Below are 16,156 nucleotides of genomic sequence, written 5' to 3' on the forward strand. Positions count from 1 at the left end.
GCGTGATATCTAGCATGAGTTACTTGAAGCATGGGCGAATCTGTTGCGCGCTGTTACTACTAATTTCCTGTTTAGTAATGAACGGATGTACGAAGGGACAGGATTCTCCAACAGCAGAAAAAAATCATACGCTTTCTCTCCCGAATGAGGCTAAAACGATTTCCTATTCGAAAAAGCTGGACACGTTAGTGAAAAAACTTCATATAGTCAACAATGAGAATATGGATTATGATGTCAGACAAAACAAGCTTGAGGAGTTCACACAGGAATTTAATTTGTTGTTAAACGAGCCAAAAAGTGTAGAGATGAAGGATGGAGAATTAGTAGAAAAGTTCGATAACAATCTCACTATCTTAACAAAATCGTTTCAGTTAAAAAGTGGACGGCTAAACGTTAGGGTTATGAATTATAGAGCACCTAAAACGGTGACAGGTACGATCGGAGATAAATACACATTTATTCAGTGGTGGAGTTCGAGGCAACTTGTACACGCCCAGATAATTGAGGATGGCGGGCCAGAATTGACTACAGATTTTGTGGTTCGAGATTCAGAGCACGGAATACAGTTGTGGTTAGGGGGGGATGTCTCCATATATCACCCAGACCCTATATTTGTGGATTTGTGGGAGTTGTCTGGACAAAAGTGGACGGAGAAAATCATAAATGTAGGTAAGATGGAGCTCCCTGATGCGTGGGAACTGAACAGGGATATGAATGAGCCTATTATTTTAGAGAGTCGACAACATGATAGCATGAGTATCGGAGTTTTAGACCACGGCGATGGCTTCTTCATAAACAGTGATGATTCTGAACAGAACCTTATCATTGAGTTCTCCAAAAGTGGAGAAGTCCGTATTGATTCCGAATATAGCATCGCCTCGAATACTCATAGTGAACCGCAAAGCTATGAATTCATTCAAGAGAAATATTCAGAAAATGGGATCGTGATTAGATACCCTCAAATTTCAAAACTCAAGGATATTGCAAAGCAAAAATATTTAAACCAAATTCTTAAGACCGAAGCTTTAGAAGGATTACAAGACTATGCGGATTCCAATTCTGGAGTCCATGTCGAAATTGATTATGAGATCAAACGACAAAGTGAACGATTCTTGAGTGTTCAATATACGGGTATTCATTATGTGAAGGACGCAGCCTATCCTACTCATATGTTTTATACGACGAACCTGGATATGAAGCAGGTTTCAAGAATAAGATTGAGGGATTTGGTAAAGATCGAGAAACCTTTTATTGAGCTTATAAAAAGCGGGAAGATTACAGCTGTTCAGCCGGAGCAACAAGGGTTAATTGGTGATTTCACAAAAGATGATTTGATTAAACTGTTAACAAATGCGGATGTAACCAAAGGTTCGCTTGCGGAAGTAGAAATGGAATCGTTTAGTTATTTCACAAATGATTCATTGGGGGTGAGTGTACCTATGGCACATGTGGTAGGGGACCATGCGGAGTATGAAATTCGTTTTGCACAAATTCCAGAGAATATCAGGCAGAATGAGGAACTATGGAGTGAGCTAAGTTCTGTTGAGGATCAGTCTGTTTCCACAGTTGGCGGTGAAAAATTGGATACCGACCAGTATGAAGTTGAAGAGTCACAGTCTTTTCAAACTACTCTTGAAGGCTTTGGGAAAGTAAGATTTGTATCCACATATGGATATCCGGAAGGTCTTCGTAAATTCTTTTTCTTTCTATTAGATGATCAAGGACATATTTTATACTCATTCCCAGAGTTCTACGGGAACCATGAGTGGGTAGCGCGATTTGGAGGCGTAGAAGCGGTGGCCTTCAAGGATGTAAATAAGGATGGATTGAAGGATGTTGTCGTCATTGCCAATGTTGATAATGGGATTCATGGACCTGGTAGAGTTGATGAATTCCCTATGGCCGAGATATATTTTCAGAAAAAAAATAAAACCTTTACCACGCTCCCTGCATTGGATCAGGCTCTCAACGATCAGGAGCATAATCAAACTGTTAAAGATGTCATTCAGTACGTAAGCAAACAACGGATAATTGTAAACTAACCGACAAAAAGGGGCAGAGACATGGGATATCCAATCATAAAGTATAACGGAACGGTTTTATCTCTTAAAAATCCGAAAGTTAAAGTTGTACAGAAAATGAATGAGCATGTGAAAGTCTTTTTGACAGGTGTGTTAACGGGTGCCCAAATGGAAGAGTACACAGATCATATGGAGGCAGGGGCTAAGTTAGTCGTTTCTTATGTGAATGATGATCAAAAGCAGATTGTATTATTTAGGGGATTAGTCATGCAGTTCAGAATCAAGTTGGTGTCCAATGTAGCCTATTTGGTCGTCGAAGCCCTCTCCTATACAAGCCAGCTGGATGAAGTGCTTCATAGACAATCTTTTCAAAATGTGAAGATGAAGGTGCAGGCATTACTTGAACATGTACTTAAATCATATCCCAAAGCCAATTGTACGAGCCGCTTAAAAGATCAGCTTTTACAGGAATTTACGATGCAATTCGACGAAACGGACTGGTCATTTCTAAAACGTATAGCGTCTCGGCTTGGTTGGGGACTGATACCTGATCCGATTGGAGACAAACCTCAGTTTTATTTTGGATTACCGGATGGTGTCAATCAAGGTGAGCTAAAACAGTATAACTACTCGATGACCAGAAAAACCAAGCCAGGGGCCAGCAAGGACGACAATCTTTTGTATTACAAAGTACAAACGACAGGGGCCAAAGATGTTCTGCTGCATATTGGCGCAGAGGTCAAATTCAAAGGAAAAACCTTATATGTCCTGCAATCTGTTGCGTTTATACGGCATAGTGTCTTGTGGCATGAATATGTGCTGACTACATCGGATGGAATGAAACAGGATTTGATTTTAAATGAGAGCATTCGTGGCATATCATTGAAGTCCAAGGTCATTGGAATCGAGCAGGATCATGTAAAGGTTTTCTTTTATGAAATGGATAAGGTCAAGCCTAACGTCAAGGAAACCTTCGCTTTTCCAACGGCTACATTTTATACATCGGAAGGGAATACGGGATGGTACTGCATGCCAGAGTTGTTTGACTTTGTAGATATCTACTTTCCGACCTCTAAAGAAAAAGACGCCATTGTAACTCACTCGATCCGAAAGAGATCCAAGGGCGGTGACTTTATTAAGGACCCGTCGACGAAAATCTTTATGACCAAGTACCGCAAAGCTATTATTTTTGAGAAAAATGAAATTTTAATCACGGGGAACGACGATGAAGTGGTGATTCGACTGCTGGATGACCATGGAATTGAACTGCGAAGCAAAAAGGATATCCGTGTAAAAGCTGACGGGAACCTGGTGTTCAATGCGGGTAACACAATACAGGTCACCGCGAAGGATGCCATCGGCTTAAAATGTAAAACGAGTTTGGTAGAAATGGATGGTAACATCAAAATGACTGGAGAAAAGATTAAGACGCAATAACTAATCCATCGTGAAAGGGTAAAGAATATGGCTAAAGAAACTACAGGAGCAATTGTAAACGAGAAACTGCCTACCCAAGAAGATATGATTCAAGAATGGAAACGTAAAATAAGCAAAGGCGAATATCCTTTTATTCATGTAACTAAGCATAGCACCAAAGGTGAAGAGCGTTAAAGATGGTTAGCAACAAGTAAATAAGGCTCCTAAGGAGCCTTATTTGAATTTGATGATCTATACCCTTTTAGCACTATTATGTAGCCGTAAAGGTGAAGTTTATTAACTACATTTGTCATTGCATACTCTTTAGTAGTACAAATTAAAAATGGTGTTCATCTATGCAATTTTCACCTAACATACAGTTACAAAGACCTATTCTACATAAACTATGTACTGTGACCAGATATACTGTATCCAATGACTTTATACTTATTTTTCCTCTCGGCTATATCGCTCGCAAAAAGGATGCACTATAATTATACTACTTCTTAATTTGGGAAAAATTAGACTTTAACATTTATAATAGTCCTTCTCAGGAAGAAGGGGTCTTGTATTTGGGGACTTCACTGTCGATAAACCAATCTGGCCCGGAGACGTCGATCACTTCTTTGGTTTTATAATTATAGTAGATGGTAATTTTGTTGTCTTCGTGGCCTTTAATGTGCCCATACAAATAAAGCCTGGAGTGGACAGCAGGATCATCCACAGCATAATCCTTTAATATGAAATCGGCATTATAGTGTTCTTTAATAAACTCCACACCGATGGGAGTGGCGACGTCTACTAATTCTTTTTTCTCTTTGTCGGACAAGCTGGAACAACCTCCTAAATACATAATAATTAAAATAAGTGCCAGAATCAGTGGGATTTTTCTGTTCAAGTTACAATTCTCCTTTTCTGGTAATCACCTTTTTTCATAACTCTATAATATATTTACACAATAGACAAGGTGGGAATAACTTGACCTTCACTAACGATAAAACATACTGGACCATTGCGGATAGAGTTTATGACCGAGAGTTGACTGCCAAAGATTCTAAAAGCAGAATTCTTCCTGACTGGAAGATTGTTGAGCCTGAAGGAGCTATGCTACATGATACGAACGGTTCTGGATTCGATGCGACTGTATTCCTTAACGAGAAGACCAATCAGGTGATCATCGGTTATAGGGGTACAGAACCTCCAGATCGCCCCAAATGGAGCGTGGCAATGGACTGGGGAACGGATATCAGCGATGTCGTCGGAGGACGCGCAAAAACGTTGGAAGAAGTCCATCAATATTATGAAAATAATAAGGCAGAGGTGGCTAAACTCCCACCACAAGTGCAAAGTGCATTTCTTCAATATGAGGAAAAGTATCAGAATAATCAATTTACACAAGCTGAGAATCTGTATGATGTCGTAAAAAAACAGTATCCCTCTGCTGAAATAACGACCACAGGCCATTCTCTAGGAGGAGCGGAGGCAGAATATGTGGCGGTGCGGAATGGACTGACATCAGTCGCTTATAATCCACCAAGTATTGTACATCTGTTACCGGATGATCTTCAAAAGAAGGTGGAAAATGGCGATTTTCGAAAGACGAATGTCGCTTATGTCAATCCGAAAGATACTATCGGTTCGGGAGCTAATGATGCACAGCCACATGTGGGTACAACCTACTTTATAGACAATGATTATAAAACGGCTAATAAAGCCAAAATCACTATTCCTGTTTCATTACCAGTCGAAAGAGAAAATAAGTGGGCTAACTTTTTTTTGGGGCCCAAATGGTCTCCCATTGTGTATGTCCCGATTACGTTACCTATGATGCAGCAAGATCCTATTACAAAGTTCTATAATTCGGTAATGGGAGAAGCAACACATAGCATGGATCATTTCACATTTGATGAAAATGGCAATATCAGCAATCCGCTGTACACCATGGACGGTCAATTGGTGGAAGGCAATCCACGGGTGCAGGCGTACGAGCAAATGCTGGCCGCGCGAGCAGAACTCAAGGAAGTCATGGGCGACCTGGTTGAACGCTACGGTGGACAAATGGGTGCTTTCGGGCAGTTTGCTGCTACTACACTGGGAGTGAATCTGATGGGAGAAGGACAGCAAAATGGTCGCACCCATGGTGGGGCATATTTTGTGGGCAACAAAAATGGGGGCACAATTCAATTAACACCTGAGGAGCTAAAGCATGCGGCTAACCAGATGCGTTCCAGCCTGCATGGGTTCTCTAGCGATACCCGAGCATCCATCCAGTTATTTCAGGCTCATATCGGGACAAGTGAAAGTCAGTCTTTGACCCCAATTGCGCATAGTGCAACGGCAACGCTAGATCGGATTAATCGCTGGTATCAAGAATCAATTACGGAGATAGCAGAATATATAGATCGCAAGGGTCAGGAATTCACGATGGTGGATCAGTAAAAGATCAGCTGTAAGAACACAACAGGGGGCAAAAGAGATGGGCAGAATATCTTTGAGTCTGGGGGATCTGCGAAGGGCTGTACAGCAATGCGAACAGCTAAAGCAAAGACTTCAGCATCAGGAGCAGCAGATGAGAAATATATATGGTCGTCTGCAAGACTGGAGGGGCGAATCGGCTGCTGAATTAACACGTAAAATGGAGACGTTTCTCCAAGGCACAACTGTACGAATACAGGAATTGGACGATCATAAAGAGCAGTTGAAACGTTATATTCGGAAAATGGAAGAAGCTGATCGACGTGAGGAGAGACGCAAACGGGCTGCACAATGGTGATACAGGCGGACTGCAATAGTTAGGAGAACATCATGAAAGATCAAAACGCATTTGTCATTTTACTTATATTGAATATCGTTTATGGCTTAACGTTATTTGCCTATCCGGTCATGCTGATGGTGGTCGCATTTTCTTTCGATGCACCAACAGCTGGAGATTATCTCATCAGTTATATTTTTGCCTATGTCATAATGAGCTACCCGATAGGAGTATTTATCTCATGGAGCTGTTGGTATTTTTATCATCGTTATGCTTTTAAGAAGGCGTATATCATAGCTAACTTTATGCTGCTGTGGCCAGCTACTCTTGTCGTGTCCTCGTGGATTCAATCGGCTTTTTCTTGAAGGGTTCCCATCTGGCCAGTCAGCTATATAACATAAAAAAACCGTACAATCGCTAGGGGACTCCCGCGGGGTATGGTTAAATGCGTTTAAATAAAACTACATATATAGTAGAAGAAAAAAATATTCTCCCAGAGTGATGACGATAACGACTTTGTAGTCTACTTTAATTTTCCTGCGGGGAATATAGCAGTGTTCGGAAACTTAAGGGTTAGACGAAAAAGTGTAAAAATGTTGAAAAGCTACAAAGTTCGACATATTGTTCGCTTTTTCGCATCATATGTTATTGAATTAGGGATTTTTGTTTGCTATTTATCGTATATTTATGTATAATCTATCGTGTTGAAAGATTGATTGTACGTAATATGCTGATGAGGGTGGGTTCATTGACGCTGCTCGACAGTAACGAAAGCAAGAAGCGGATGTGCCAGATTTACAATGAAGTTTCAAAGGAACTGTTCGGCTTCGGGACCACGCTGCTGCGGGCCACCGTTGAGAACAACATTGTTACCTTTGTGGCGAAGCACCGGCGTTCTCCACGCTCGGCGGCATTGGAAGTGGAAGCCCCCGGCTTGAAGCTGGAAGTGGATTTCCGAATGTCCATGCTGTACAAGAAGAGACTTCGCGAGAAGCTGATTGAGGATATGGAGCTCGATATAGAGGCTTTACTGCGCGATTATGATGCAGCAACGCAGTGGGCAATTACGAACATCATACTGAAAGAATCCTAATAAAATTGGATATTCGGCTTTTCGCTTCGGATCTATCTGAGGGGAGAACCTGTTATAACGCGCAGCGGGATCAACTTATTCTTTGTTTACGAAGAAAAGTATTCTTGTTTTACAAGAGTACTTTTCTTTTTTGTGTCATAAGGTGTGCAGAATAAAAAAACAGGGGGAGTTTCATATGAAAAAATGGTTTAAAGGATTTATGGCTGTGACCTTGGCATCTGTGGTACTGGCAGGTTGCGGCAGCAATGCTACTGGCGGGCAGACAGATGGAAAAGATGGCTCAGCTGATGGGAAAAAGAAACTAGTTATTTCAACATGGGGCTTTTCCGAGGACTTTTTTAACAAAGAAGTGTACGAGCCTTTTGAAAAGGAACATAACGTTGACATCGTAGTCGAAATTGGAAATAACGCAGAACGGCTGAACAAAATCAGTCAAGGCAGCACAGACGTCGATCTGATTTATCTGTCTGATTATTATGCTCAACAGGGAATTCAACAGGGATTGTTTGAGAAGCTGGATCGCAGCAAGGTGCCAAACCTGAACCAAATTTATGACATTGCCAAAGCACCGCTGGGTGAAGAGTATGGTCCTGCTTATACAGTTGGGCGCCTCGGTATTGCCTATAATCCGGAGCTGGTGAAAAAGAATGTGACCTCTTGGGCTGACCTGTGGGGCAGTGAGTTCAAAGGAAACGTGACTCTGCCGAACATTACGGCGACTGCCGGACCAATGATGGTAGATGCAGCCTCCAAAGTAGCGGGTAGTAAGGAGTTTAATGAAGACCAAGCCTTCGGAAAACTGAAAGAGCTGAGTCCGAATATCGTTAAGTTTTATAGTAAAACGTCCGAGTTCGTGAACATGTTTAGTCAACAAGAAATTGCGGGCGGTCCGATCATGGAAATGTACTTCAAAGATTTGCAGGCGGCTGTGCCAGGAGCGAAATTTGTAGCTCCTAGTGAAGGTGCTTACGCAGTAATGAACACGATTAATGTAGTGAAAGGCTCCGACCAGAAGGAGCTGGCTGAGGAATTTATCAACTGGCAGCTGAGCAAGGAAGTTCAAGAAAAATCTGCCAAGGCAAAGGTTGATTCCCCGGTGAATACGCAGGTGGTACTATCCGGTGCGGATACAGAGGGAATTACGTACGGTGCGGATGTAGTGAACAAGCTGACCAAGCTGGATATGAAGTTCGTTAACGATCATATCAAGGCATGGACAGATCGCTGGAACCGGGAAGTTGCACAATAATGAAAAAGGTCATATTAGATGTAGATACGGGCATTGATGATGCGTTGGGTATTTTACTAGCGGCCAAAAGTGGTCAGCTGGATATCCAAGCGATTACTACAGTATGCGGTAATGTTTCACTTAAACAAGCAACATTGAACACATGCAAAATCCTCGACCTTTTGGATAGACCGGATATTCCGGTTTATCGGGGGGCAGAGGCTCCCTTAATACGTAAAGGTCTGCACGAGCACCGTGTCCATGGAGAAGACGGCATTGGAGGTGCATTGAGTGGAGTAGTACCAGCCATGTCTGCGTCCGAAGGTTTTGCACCGGATATCATCATTGATACCGTGATGGCTCACCCGGGGGAAGTGACGCTCATTTGCACCGGCCCACTCACCAATCTGGCACTGGCGCTGCTCAAGTGTCCCGAGCTGACGGATCACGTCAATGAGGTCATTTTTATGGGCGGTGTTATTCACGGATGCGGCAATATTACACCTGTAGCGGAGTACAACATGTATGCTGACCCTGAAGCCGCACGAATCGTATTTCATGCAGGATTTGGTCGATTGATACAGGTGGGACTGGATGTAACACGGAAGGCTCTGCTGACTGCGGATCATATTGCTCGTCTGACCCGCCCAGCAATTCGTAATTATGTAGCTGAAAGCACGGCCGTTTATACCAAGCGTTATGAAGAACGCAACGGGGTAAAAGCGTGTGCGCTTCATGACCCGCTTGCCGTGGGTGTCGCGTTGAATTCGAGGTTAGTAAATACCTCGCTGTTGTATGTCGACGTGGAAACCTCGAGTCGCATATGTGATGGACAAACAGTGGGCGATGTACAGAACCGCCTCAATCATAGCCCTAATATGACTGTGTGCGAACAGGTGGACAGCGAAGCTTTTCTGGAGCTGTTTATCCAGGTGCTGAATAAGGAATAACATTTTGATAACCGCAAGGAGCTACCCATGAAGAAAACATACTTGTATTGGCTGCTGCTGCCAGGTCTGCTCTTTCTGGCGGTGTTCATGGTCATTCCGATTGTGTTGACGATCGGTTCGACCTTCGTACAGAACAGCTCATTCACCCTAGAAGGCTATCTCCATTTCTTCAAGGACCCTTATTTTCTGAAAATATTGCTGACTACGCTGGAAGTCAGTGTCGTAACGACACTTGTGTGCGTATTACTCGGCTTCCCGACGGCTTATTATATTTCGCAAAAGGCCCCGCGTCGTAAAGGGATTTTGCTAGCGCTGGCTATCTTCCCCTTGTTGACGAGTCCGGTGGTGCGGTCATTCAGTTGGATGGTCATTCTGGGTCGCAAGGGGCTGTTAAATAACGTGCTCATCGGTTTAGGACTCGTGGATGAGCCGCTGAATATTTTGTATACTCCGGCAGCGATGATTATTGGTCTGGTTCATTTGTTTTTACCGCTGATGATTATTTCACTGATTGGTGTACTCGAAAATATCGACGGTGATCTTGTTCATGCTGCTCAGAGCCTCGGGGCCTCCAGATTCAGCGCATTTCGTAAAATCGTATTTCCGCTGTCTGTGCCGGGCCTGATCATTGGAAGCATTCTCGTTTTCGTGGGCAGTCTGACTGCATATACGACACCAGCACTACTTGGAGGAAAACAGCGGGTTATCGCTACATTTTTGTATCAGAACGCGATGACGCTAAACGACTGGTTTTTAGCTTCTGTTATTGCAACAATTATGATTGTTATTACATTTATCGTGGTCGGTCTCTTAAATAAGGCGGCCCATAAACTCAATCCGAAGGGGTAGGTGGATATGCGGGAGAAACATTACGGACTAGGCTTCTTTAGCCTGCTGGTCTTCATCTTTCTGCTCGGTCCGCTGTTGATCATATCGGTCACTTCTTTCGAGCCGGGCACGGTGTTAAAATTTCCTCCGCAGGGCTTTTCTTTGCGCTGGTATGAAAATATTTTTGAAGTGGATTTGTTTATGTCCACGTTCAAAACGTCCATTGTCGTTTCTCTGCTAGGCAACATCTTGGCACTGTTGATCGGTATGCCTGCCGCCTATGCACTTAGTCGTTTTTCGTTTCGCGGGAAGGATGCGCTGAATGCTTTGTTCCTTTCCCCGTTGCTTATACCGGGTATTGTTCTTGGTTTTACACTGCTGCGCTATTTGATCATTGTTTACCATTTACCAGTATATGCTGGACTATTGATCGGACATACGGTGATTATGCTGCCGTTCATTATTAGAGTCATTGCATCCAGTTTGTCTAACTTTGATTTTGCGATTGAGGAAGCAGCGCTTAGTTTGGGGGCTGGACGGCTGGAAACCTTTTTCAAGGTGGTTCTGCCCAACATCCGCTCAGGTATTATTGCGGCTATCCTGATTGCCTTTCTGGAATCATTCAACAATGTCGACATTTCCGTCTTTATGACAGGACCGGGCTTCAGCACCCTGCCCATTCAAATGCTGACTTACGTCGAAAATTATTTTGACCCGACGATTGCGGCGATTTCGGTTATGCTGATGATTTTGACCGGTATCCTGATGTTCTTGATTGAACGACTGATGGGATTGTCTTACTTCACTAAAAGGTAATGGAGGCTTCAACCTTATGGCACTGCTTACTCTGGATCGCGTATCGGTCGCTTATGACAACCAACTGATCTTGCAGGATTTCGATTTGCAGCTCGAACGGGGGCAATTGCTCTCGCTACTCGGACCGAGTGGTTGTGGCAAAACGACCACACTTCGTCTCATTGCAGGATTTCTCGAAGCTAAACAAGGAACATTTTTGTTTGACGATAAGGATTATACTCGGGTTCCGGTAAATAAACGGAACTTCGGCTTTGTATTCCAAAGTTATGCACTCTTCCCGCATTTGTCCGTTTTTGATAATGTTGCCTTTGGTCTGCGGTTACGCAAGGTAAAGGAAGATGATGTAAAGCGCCGCGTTATGACCATGCTGGATACGGTTAGCCTAGGGGGATTTGAAAAACGTTTCCCCGGTGAATTGTCAGGCGGACAGCGTCAACGTGTTGCGATTGCGCGAGCGCTTGTGATTGAACCCGATCTGCTGTTGTTTGATGAACCTCTGAGTAACTTGGATGCTAACCTGCGTGTAAATATGCGTGTGGAAATCCGCCGTATTCAACAGGAACTGGGCATCACTACCGTATATGTATCGCATGATCAGGAGGAATGTTTTTCGATTTCTGACCAGGTTGCGATTATGAATAAGGGGAACATCGAACAATTAGATGCTCCATCGACCATTTTTAAATATCCGACGACCGAATTTGTCGCCCGTTTTATTGGGTTTAATAATTTTCTGAGTTTTGACGAGCGTACTGAAGAAGGGGATCGTATTCGACTAAATACAGGCGATCTTTCGTTCGGTGTAGCGCGTAATCAGGGTACTGCCCAGCCAGGTGCTCGTCAGGGCGCTATTCGCCCGGATGATTTGGTCATTCGAACAGAAGGCAACGAGACAGGGGAAAATGAGCTTCCCGGTATTATTAAGGTAAGTACTTACCTGGGGCGTAGCTATCAGTATGTGGTAGAAACGGCGAAAGGCAACTTTACGGCTAATCAGGAAATGGATACGCCTTACCTGAGTGGTCAGCGGGTTACCCTGCATTTTCCGGCAGATAAAATGGTGCTGGTCCAATAATCAGCGGGTTCGATGAAGGAGATACATCATGCGTGCAGACAAAATGATTTTACAAGTTAAGGTGTATAACAGTTACTATAAGACGTTCGAAGAAGGTAATGTAGCTATACTTGACGGTAAGTTTATGTATATCGGTCAGCGTGGTCTGGAGTCTTTTGAGGTGGCTGAGATTGTAGAGGGGCATGGGAAATATATGATTCCCGGCCTGATTGACATCCATCTGCATATCGAAAGCACAATGGTGACACCGGCAACCTTTTCCTATGGGCTGATTCGCAATGGGGTAACGACGATTGTACCGGAACCGCACGAAATGGCGAATGTTTTCGGATTGGAAGGCATTCAGGAAATGATGGAAGCCAGCAAAGATTGCGTGGCTGATATGTTCTACGGTATTCCAAGCTCTGTCCCGGCAACGCCGCTCGAAACCTCAGGAGGCGAGATCGGTATTCCCGAGATTGATGCGCTACTGCAAACCGGCGAAATGATCTGCCTGGGTGAAATTATGAACTATGTGGATGTCATTCGTGATCCGGAAAGCAAGACGAATCGCATCTTACGCCATGTTCGTGAGCATTACCCGGAGCTGATCATTGAAGGCCATACGCCACAGCTGCTTGATCTGGACCTGCATCAGTTGATCTATGCGGGAATAGGTTCGGACCATACTCACCAAAGTATTGATGGTATGAAGGCGCGGATGGCCGCCGGGATGTTTATTGAAATCCAAGAAAAATCCATGACCCCTGAAGTGATGGACTATCTTATTCAGGAAGATGTGGCACAGCATTTTTGCTTCGTAACGGATGATGTGATGCCAGACTCTTTCGTAGAACGAGGGCATCTGAACCATATTGTAAGTAAAGCTATCGGAATGGGCATGAAGCCTGAGGATGCCATTTATGCAGCTACGTTTACTCCTGCTGCACGGATGCGAATGCATGACCGCGGAACAATTGCACCGGGAAAAATAGCTGACTTTGTACTGCTGTCCGATCTTGGTCAATTTGATGTGGAGCAAGTCTATAAGGACGGACTCAAGGTATTCGATAAGTTCGAGGAATACCATCAAGCACCGATAAAAAGCCGCTTCCCCGCCCATTTTTATCAAAGTGTGAAGCTCAATCCGCTCACGGAGCAGGATTTTACGGTAAAGATGGATGTAGCTGATGGCACACATCAATGTCGTATTATGATGGTCAAGGATGGCTCAACTTTTACGAGCGAACGGATTGCATCTGCACATGTGGAGCAGGGTGAACTGGTATGGGAACATGGTGAACATGGACTCATCGCTACGTTTGAACGGTATGGAAAGAATGGCAACCGTGCTTACGGTTTGATCGGGGGAGATACGATTAAACGTGGGGCAGTGGCAACCACCTATTCGCACGATAACCATAACTTGCTGGTCGTAGGGCATAACAAGCAAGATATGATATTGGCTGCGAATACGGTTTTATCCAGCCAAGGTGGCTTTTGCGTAGTTGAAAATGGCAAGGTGCTGTCCCATTTGCCGTTAACCGTAGGCGGGATTTTAACAGAAGGACCGCTGGAAATGGTTGCAGCCCATGTGAAGGAGCTGCGTTCAGCCTTGTTGTCGCTGGGTTACCGCCATTACAATCCAATCATGTCGCTGAGTACGCATTCTTTGCCGGTCAGCCCGGCCCTGAAAATTACCGATCATGGTCTGATTGATGTAAATGCTGGCAAGGTTGTATCCTTAATCGTGGAACCTTCAGAGATGCAAGAATAATAAAAGAGCCGACCCTCTTACGGGCCGGCTCTTTTTTGTCGTGGCTAGGTATGAGGTAGTAGGTTATGGACTTTGGACTTTGTCTACAATACAGATACTTTAGCAGACAAAATTAACATCTTCTTTACTCCTATTGATGTAACCTATGTATAAAAGATAAATAAGTCTTGATTGTGGATGTCCTATTGCATATAGAGTTTGATTTACAATCAATTCACGTAATCTTCATGATTAAAACCGAATAAAGACTTGAAAAACATCGACACAGTGTTATAATTAAAACAGGATTTAGATTAAGTCTAAATTAATTAATAAATATTTATTGGATTGACGCATGGGATTTTGAAGAAAATCAGACACTACTGTTAACGAGTATCCAAGCTTTACGCCAACTATATTTTGAATGAAAACGAGAGGGGATTTTAACATGAGTACATTAAATCATACGAACGCACCTACACAAGAGGCCATTCAAGAATTGCACAAGGCATTGAATCGTCAGGTAGCTACCTGGTCTGTATTGTACACGAAACTGCATTATTTCCACTGGTATGTGAAAGGACCTAAATTCTTTACACTGCATGCTAAATTTGAAGAACTTTACAATGAAGCAACAGCTAATCTAGATACGATTGCTGAACGTTTGTTGGCTATTGGTGGCCGTCCGGCTGCGACCTTGAAGGAGCATTTGCAACTTTCAGCTATTCAGGAGTCCGCAGGTGAGCAGACAGCTGACGATATGGTGAAGTCCGTTGTTGCTGATTTTAAAACCATCACTGTTGAACTGGCTAATGGGATGGAAGCAGCGGAAGCAGCACAGGATAAAGCGACAGAGGATCTTCTTAACGGCTTGAGAGAAGCAATGGATAAACATATCTGGATGCTGAGTGCGTATTTGGGATAAGATCTTGGGATATATTTCCACGTATATGGAGATCAGGTGAACAAGATACACATCCCGTTGGTTCCACTCTGCCACTGGAGTATAATAACGTGAAGGCGTGGAAGACCACAGGCTCTTGAGTCATAGAGTTGCCGGGATGGGGTGTGTGTTATGGAAGTGAAACAACAGCTTTTGCATGAAGCGGAGCAGTTTATATATACATGTTATGAGGAGCTGGGCCGAAGCCGCGATGAAGCGGAGGCCCGGCTTCTTCATATTCGTCACGACATAGAGACAACTGGAACGTATGATCATACGTACGAAGAGCTGGAGCACGGAGCACTCATGGCTTGGCGCAATAGCAATCGTTGCATCGGGCGCTTATTTTGGGACAAGCTTTTGGTCAGGGATGCGCGGGGCGCGTCAGATGCGACGGAGGTGGTCTGCGAGCTCCTGGAGCATATGCGCATAGGAACGAATGGCGGTAAAATTAAGCCAACGCTTACTGTATTTCGCGCCTCCAAGCCGGGGCAGCCGAATATCCGCATCTGGAACCATCAACTCATTCGTTACGCTGGATATGAAACCGATCAAGGGATCATCGGGGACCCGATCTCGGTGGATTTTACCAATGCTTGTAAAGATATGGGCTGGCAAGGAGCGATGACTCCTTTTGATATTTTGCCACTGGTTGTGGAAGCAGGCGGGCGGCCTCCCGAGCTATTTGATATTCCTGAGCATTTGGTGATGGAGGTAGCCATTGAGCATCCAGAACTTTCGGGTTTCGCTTCCTTGGGATTACGTTGGTATGCCGTGCCTATGATTTCGGACATGACGCTGGCAATTGGCGGTATCATCTATACGGCGGCTCCCTTTAACGGCTGGTATATGGGAACAGAAATCGGCGCCCGTAATTTTGCGGATACCTTCCGCTATAATATGTTGCCACAGGTGGCTAAGCTGATGGGGCTGGATACGACGAGTGAAACAACGCTTTGGCGTGATCGGGCGCTGGTGGAATTGAATATTGCTGTGCTGCATTCTTTTAAAAAAGCGGGAGTCAGCATTGTCGACCACCATACCGCAGCGGCACAATTCAAGCTGTTTGAGGAACGGGAGGCCAAGGCTGGGCGCGCACTGACAGGCAATTGGACATGGCTGATCCCTCCGCTATCCCCGGCGACAACGCATATTTTTCATAGTTCCTACGATAATCGGCTTGTGAAGCCGAATTTCGGAGTTCAAGAGAAGCCGTATATGTCGAGACAGGCTAATACAGCATCAGATGCAGTGCTTCAGCAGAAGCGCCAAGGTTGCCCTTTTCATTCCGGATAATGA

The 16,156-nt window shown here is 44.2% G+C and carries 16 protein-coding genes; 15 read left to right on the forward strand and 1 reads right to left on the reverse strand.

Annotated features, from left to right (window positions below):
• Positions 1–14: 14 nt before the first annotated feature.
• From NSS66_RS11720 to NSS66_RS11730, 3 genes are read left to right on the forward strand one after another with little or no spacing between them, the layout of a single operon-like run.
• The gene (locus NSS66_RS11720) at positions 15–2,042 is read left to right on the forward strand and encodes a DUF4163 domain-containing protein (RefSeq protein ID WP_340958987.1); all 2,028 of its coding nucleotides are present in this window, start codon (positions 15–17) and stop codon (positions 2,040–2,042) included.
• A gap of 21 nt (positions 2,043–2,063) precedes the next feature.
• Complete coding sequence (locus NSS66_RS11725; protein WP_028540772.1) at positions 2,064–3,458, forward strand: hypothetical protein; 1,395 nt, start codon at positions 2,064–2,066, stop codon at positions 3,456–3,458.
• Positions 3,459–3,485: 27 nt separating this feature from the next.
• Positions 3,486–3,632, forward strand: a complete 147-nt coding sequence (locus NSS66_RS11730; protein WP_177235824.1) for a hypothetical protein — start codon at positions 3,486–3,488, stop codon at positions 3,630–3,632.
• Positions 3,633–3,987: 355 nt separating this feature from the next.
• Here NSS66_RS11730 and NSS66_RS11735 read toward each other — a convergent pair whose 3' ends face one another.
• Entirely contained in the window at positions 3,988–4,335 is a 348-nt protein-coding gene (locus tag NSS66_RS11735; RefSeq protein WP_028540771.1) for a hypothetical protein, read from the reverse strand.
• 80 nt (positions 4,336–4,415) lie between these two features.
• Between NSS66_RS11735 and NSS66_RS11740 the strand changes: the two genes are divergently transcribed.
• From NSS66_RS11740 to NSS66_RS11795, 12 genes are all read left to right on the forward strand, one after another.
• Positions 4,416–5,876 (forward strand): lipase family protein, encoded by a 1,461-nt coding sequence (locus NSS66_RS11740; RefSeq protein WP_028540770.1) that lies wholly within the window; start codon positions 4,416–4,418, stop codon positions 5,874–5,876.
• Between the two features lie 37 nt (positions 5,877–5,913).
• Positions 5,914–6,210, forward strand: coding sequence for a WXG100 family type VII secretion target (locus NSS66_RS11745; protein WP_028540769.1), 297 nt, complete (start codon positions 5,914–5,916; stop codon positions 6,208–6,210).
• 32 nt (positions 6,211–6,242) lie between these two features.
• Positions 6,243–6,554: a hypothetical protein gene (locus NSS66_RS11750; protein WP_028540768.1), complete on the forward strand. Its 312-nt coding sequence runs from the start codon at positions 6,243–6,245 to the stop codon at positions 6,552–6,554.
• Positions 6,555–6,937: 383 nt separating this feature from the next.
• The gene (locus NSS66_RS11755; protein ID WP_023990832.1) at positions 6,938–7,282 is read left to right on the forward strand and encodes a hypothetical protein; all 345 of its coding nucleotides are present in this window, start codon (positions 6,938–6,940) and stop codon (positions 7,280–7,282) included.
• 175 nt (positions 7,283–7,457) lie between these two features.
• Positions 7,458–8,531 carry an ABC transporter substrate-binding protein gene (locus NSS66_RS11760; protein ID WP_028540767.1) on the forward strand — a complete coding sequence of 358 codons (1,074 nt, stop codon included), beginning with the start codon at positions 7,458–7,460 and terminating at the stop codon, positions 8,529–8,531.
• Positions 8,531–9,460 carry a nucleoside hydrolase gene (locus NSS66_RS11765; protein WP_028540766.1) on the forward strand — a complete coding sequence of 310 codons (930 nt, stop codon included), beginning with the start codon at positions 8,531–8,533 and terminating at the stop codon, positions 9,458–9,460. The genes NSS66_RS11760 and NSS66_RS11765 overlap by 1 nt, the downstream gene beginning before the upstream one ends.
• A 27-nt stretch (positions 9,461–9,487) precedes the next feature.
• A complete protein-coding gene (locus tag NSS66_RS11770; RefSeq protein WP_013312457.1) occupies positions 9,488–10,309 on the forward strand; it encodes an ABC transporter permease in 822 nt (273 codons plus the stop codon).
• A 6-nt stretch (positions 10,310–10,315) separates the two neighbouring features.
• Positions 10,316–11,104 carry an ABC transporter permease gene (locus NSS66_RS11775; protein ID WP_013312456.1) on the forward strand — a complete coding sequence of 263 codons (789 nt, stop codon included), beginning with the start codon at positions 10,316–10,318 and terminating at the stop codon, positions 11,102–11,104.
• 16 nt (positions 11,105–11,120) lie between these two features.
• Positions 11,121–12,179: an ABC transporter ATP-binding protein gene (locus NSS66_RS11780; protein ID WP_023990829.1), complete on the forward strand. Its 1,059-nt coding sequence runs from the start codon at positions 11,121–11,123 to the stop codon at positions 12,177–12,179.
• Between the two features lie 28 nt (positions 12,180–12,207).
• A complete protein-coding gene (locus NSS66_RS11785; RefSeq protein WP_028540764.1) occupies positions 12,208–13,935 on the forward strand; it encodes an adenine deaminase C-terminal domain-containing protein in 1,728 nt (575 codons plus the stop codon).
• 427 nt (positions 13,936–14,362) lie between these two features.
• Positions 14,363–14,839 carry a Dps family protein gene (locus NSS66_RS11790; RefSeq protein ID WP_023990827.1) on the forward strand — a complete coding sequence of 159 codons (477 nt, stop codon included), beginning with the start codon at positions 14,363–14,365 and terminating at the stop codon, positions 14,837–14,839.
• A 150-nt stretch (positions 14,840–14,989) separates the two neighbouring features.
• Positions 14,990–16,153, forward strand: coding sequence for a nitric oxide synthase oxygenase (locus NSS66_RS11795; protein WP_340958989.1), 1,164 nt, complete (start codon positions 14,990–14,992; stop codon positions 16,151–16,153).
• The last annotated feature ends 3 nt before the right edge of the window (positions 16,154–16,156 follow it).

This window comes from Paenibacillus sp. FSL R10-2748 (assembly GCF_038005565.1).
GTDB lineage: Bacteria > Bacillota > Bacilli > Paenibacillales > Paenibacillaceae > Paenibacillus > Paenibacillus polymyxa_B.

What these genes read in the sequence shown, in the direction of transcription:
- NSS66_RS11720 (WP_340958987.1), top strand. Translation starts at nt 15, where the DNA reads ATGAGTTACTTGAAGCATGGGCGAATCTGTTGCGCGCTGTTACTACTA.
- NSS66_RS11725 (WP_028540772.1), top strand. Translation starts at nt 2,064, where the DNA reads ATGGGATATCCAATCATAAAGTATAACGGAACGGTTTTATCTCTTAAA.
- NSS66_RS11730 (WP_177235824.1), top strand. Translation starts at nt 3,486, where the DNA reads ATGGCTAAAGAAACTACAGGAGCAATTGTAAACGAGAAACTGCCTACC.
- NSS66_RS11745 (WP_028540769.1), top strand. Translation starts at nt 5,914, where the DNA reads ATGGGCAGAATATCTTTGAGTCTGGGGGATCTGCGAAGGGCTGTACAG.
- NSS66_RS11750 (WP_028540768.1), top strand. Translation starts at nt 6,243, where the DNA reads ATGAAAGATCAAAACGCATTTGTCATTTTACTTATATTGAATATCGTT.
- NSS66_RS11760 (WP_028540767.1), top strand. Translation starts at nt 7,458, where the DNA reads ATGAAAAAATGGTTTAAAGGATTTATGGCTGTGACCTTGGCATCTGTG.
- NSS66_RS11765 (WP_028540766.1), top strand. Translation starts at nt 8,531, where the DNA reads ATGAAAAAGGTCATATTAGATGTAGATACGGGCATTGATGATGCGTTG.
- NSS66_RS11770 (WP_013312457.1), top strand. Translation starts at nt 9,488, where the DNA reads ATGAAGAAAACATACTTGTATTGGCTGCTGCTGCCAGGTCTGCTCTTT.
- NSS66_RS11775 (WP_013312456.1), top strand. Translation starts at nt 10,316, where the DNA reads ATGCGGGAGAAACATTACGGACTAGGCTTCTTTAGCCTGCTGGTCTTC.
- NSS66_RS11780 (WP_023990829.1), top strand. Translation starts at nt 11,121, where the DNA reads ATGGCACTGCTTACTCTGGATCGCGTATCGGTCGCTTATGACAACCAA.
- NSS66_RS11785 (WP_028540764.1), top strand. Translation starts at nt 12,208, where the DNA reads ATGCGTGCAGACAAAATGATTTTACAAGTTAAGGTGTATAACAGTTAC.
- NSS66_RS11790 (WP_023990827.1), top strand. Translation starts at nt 14,363, where the DNA reads ATGAGTACATTAAATCATACGAACGCACCTACACAAGAGGCCATTCAA.
- NSS66_RS11795 (WP_340958989.1), top strand. Translation starts at nt 14,990, where the DNA reads ATGGAAGTGAAACAACAGCTTTTGCATGAAGCGGAGCAGTTTATATAT.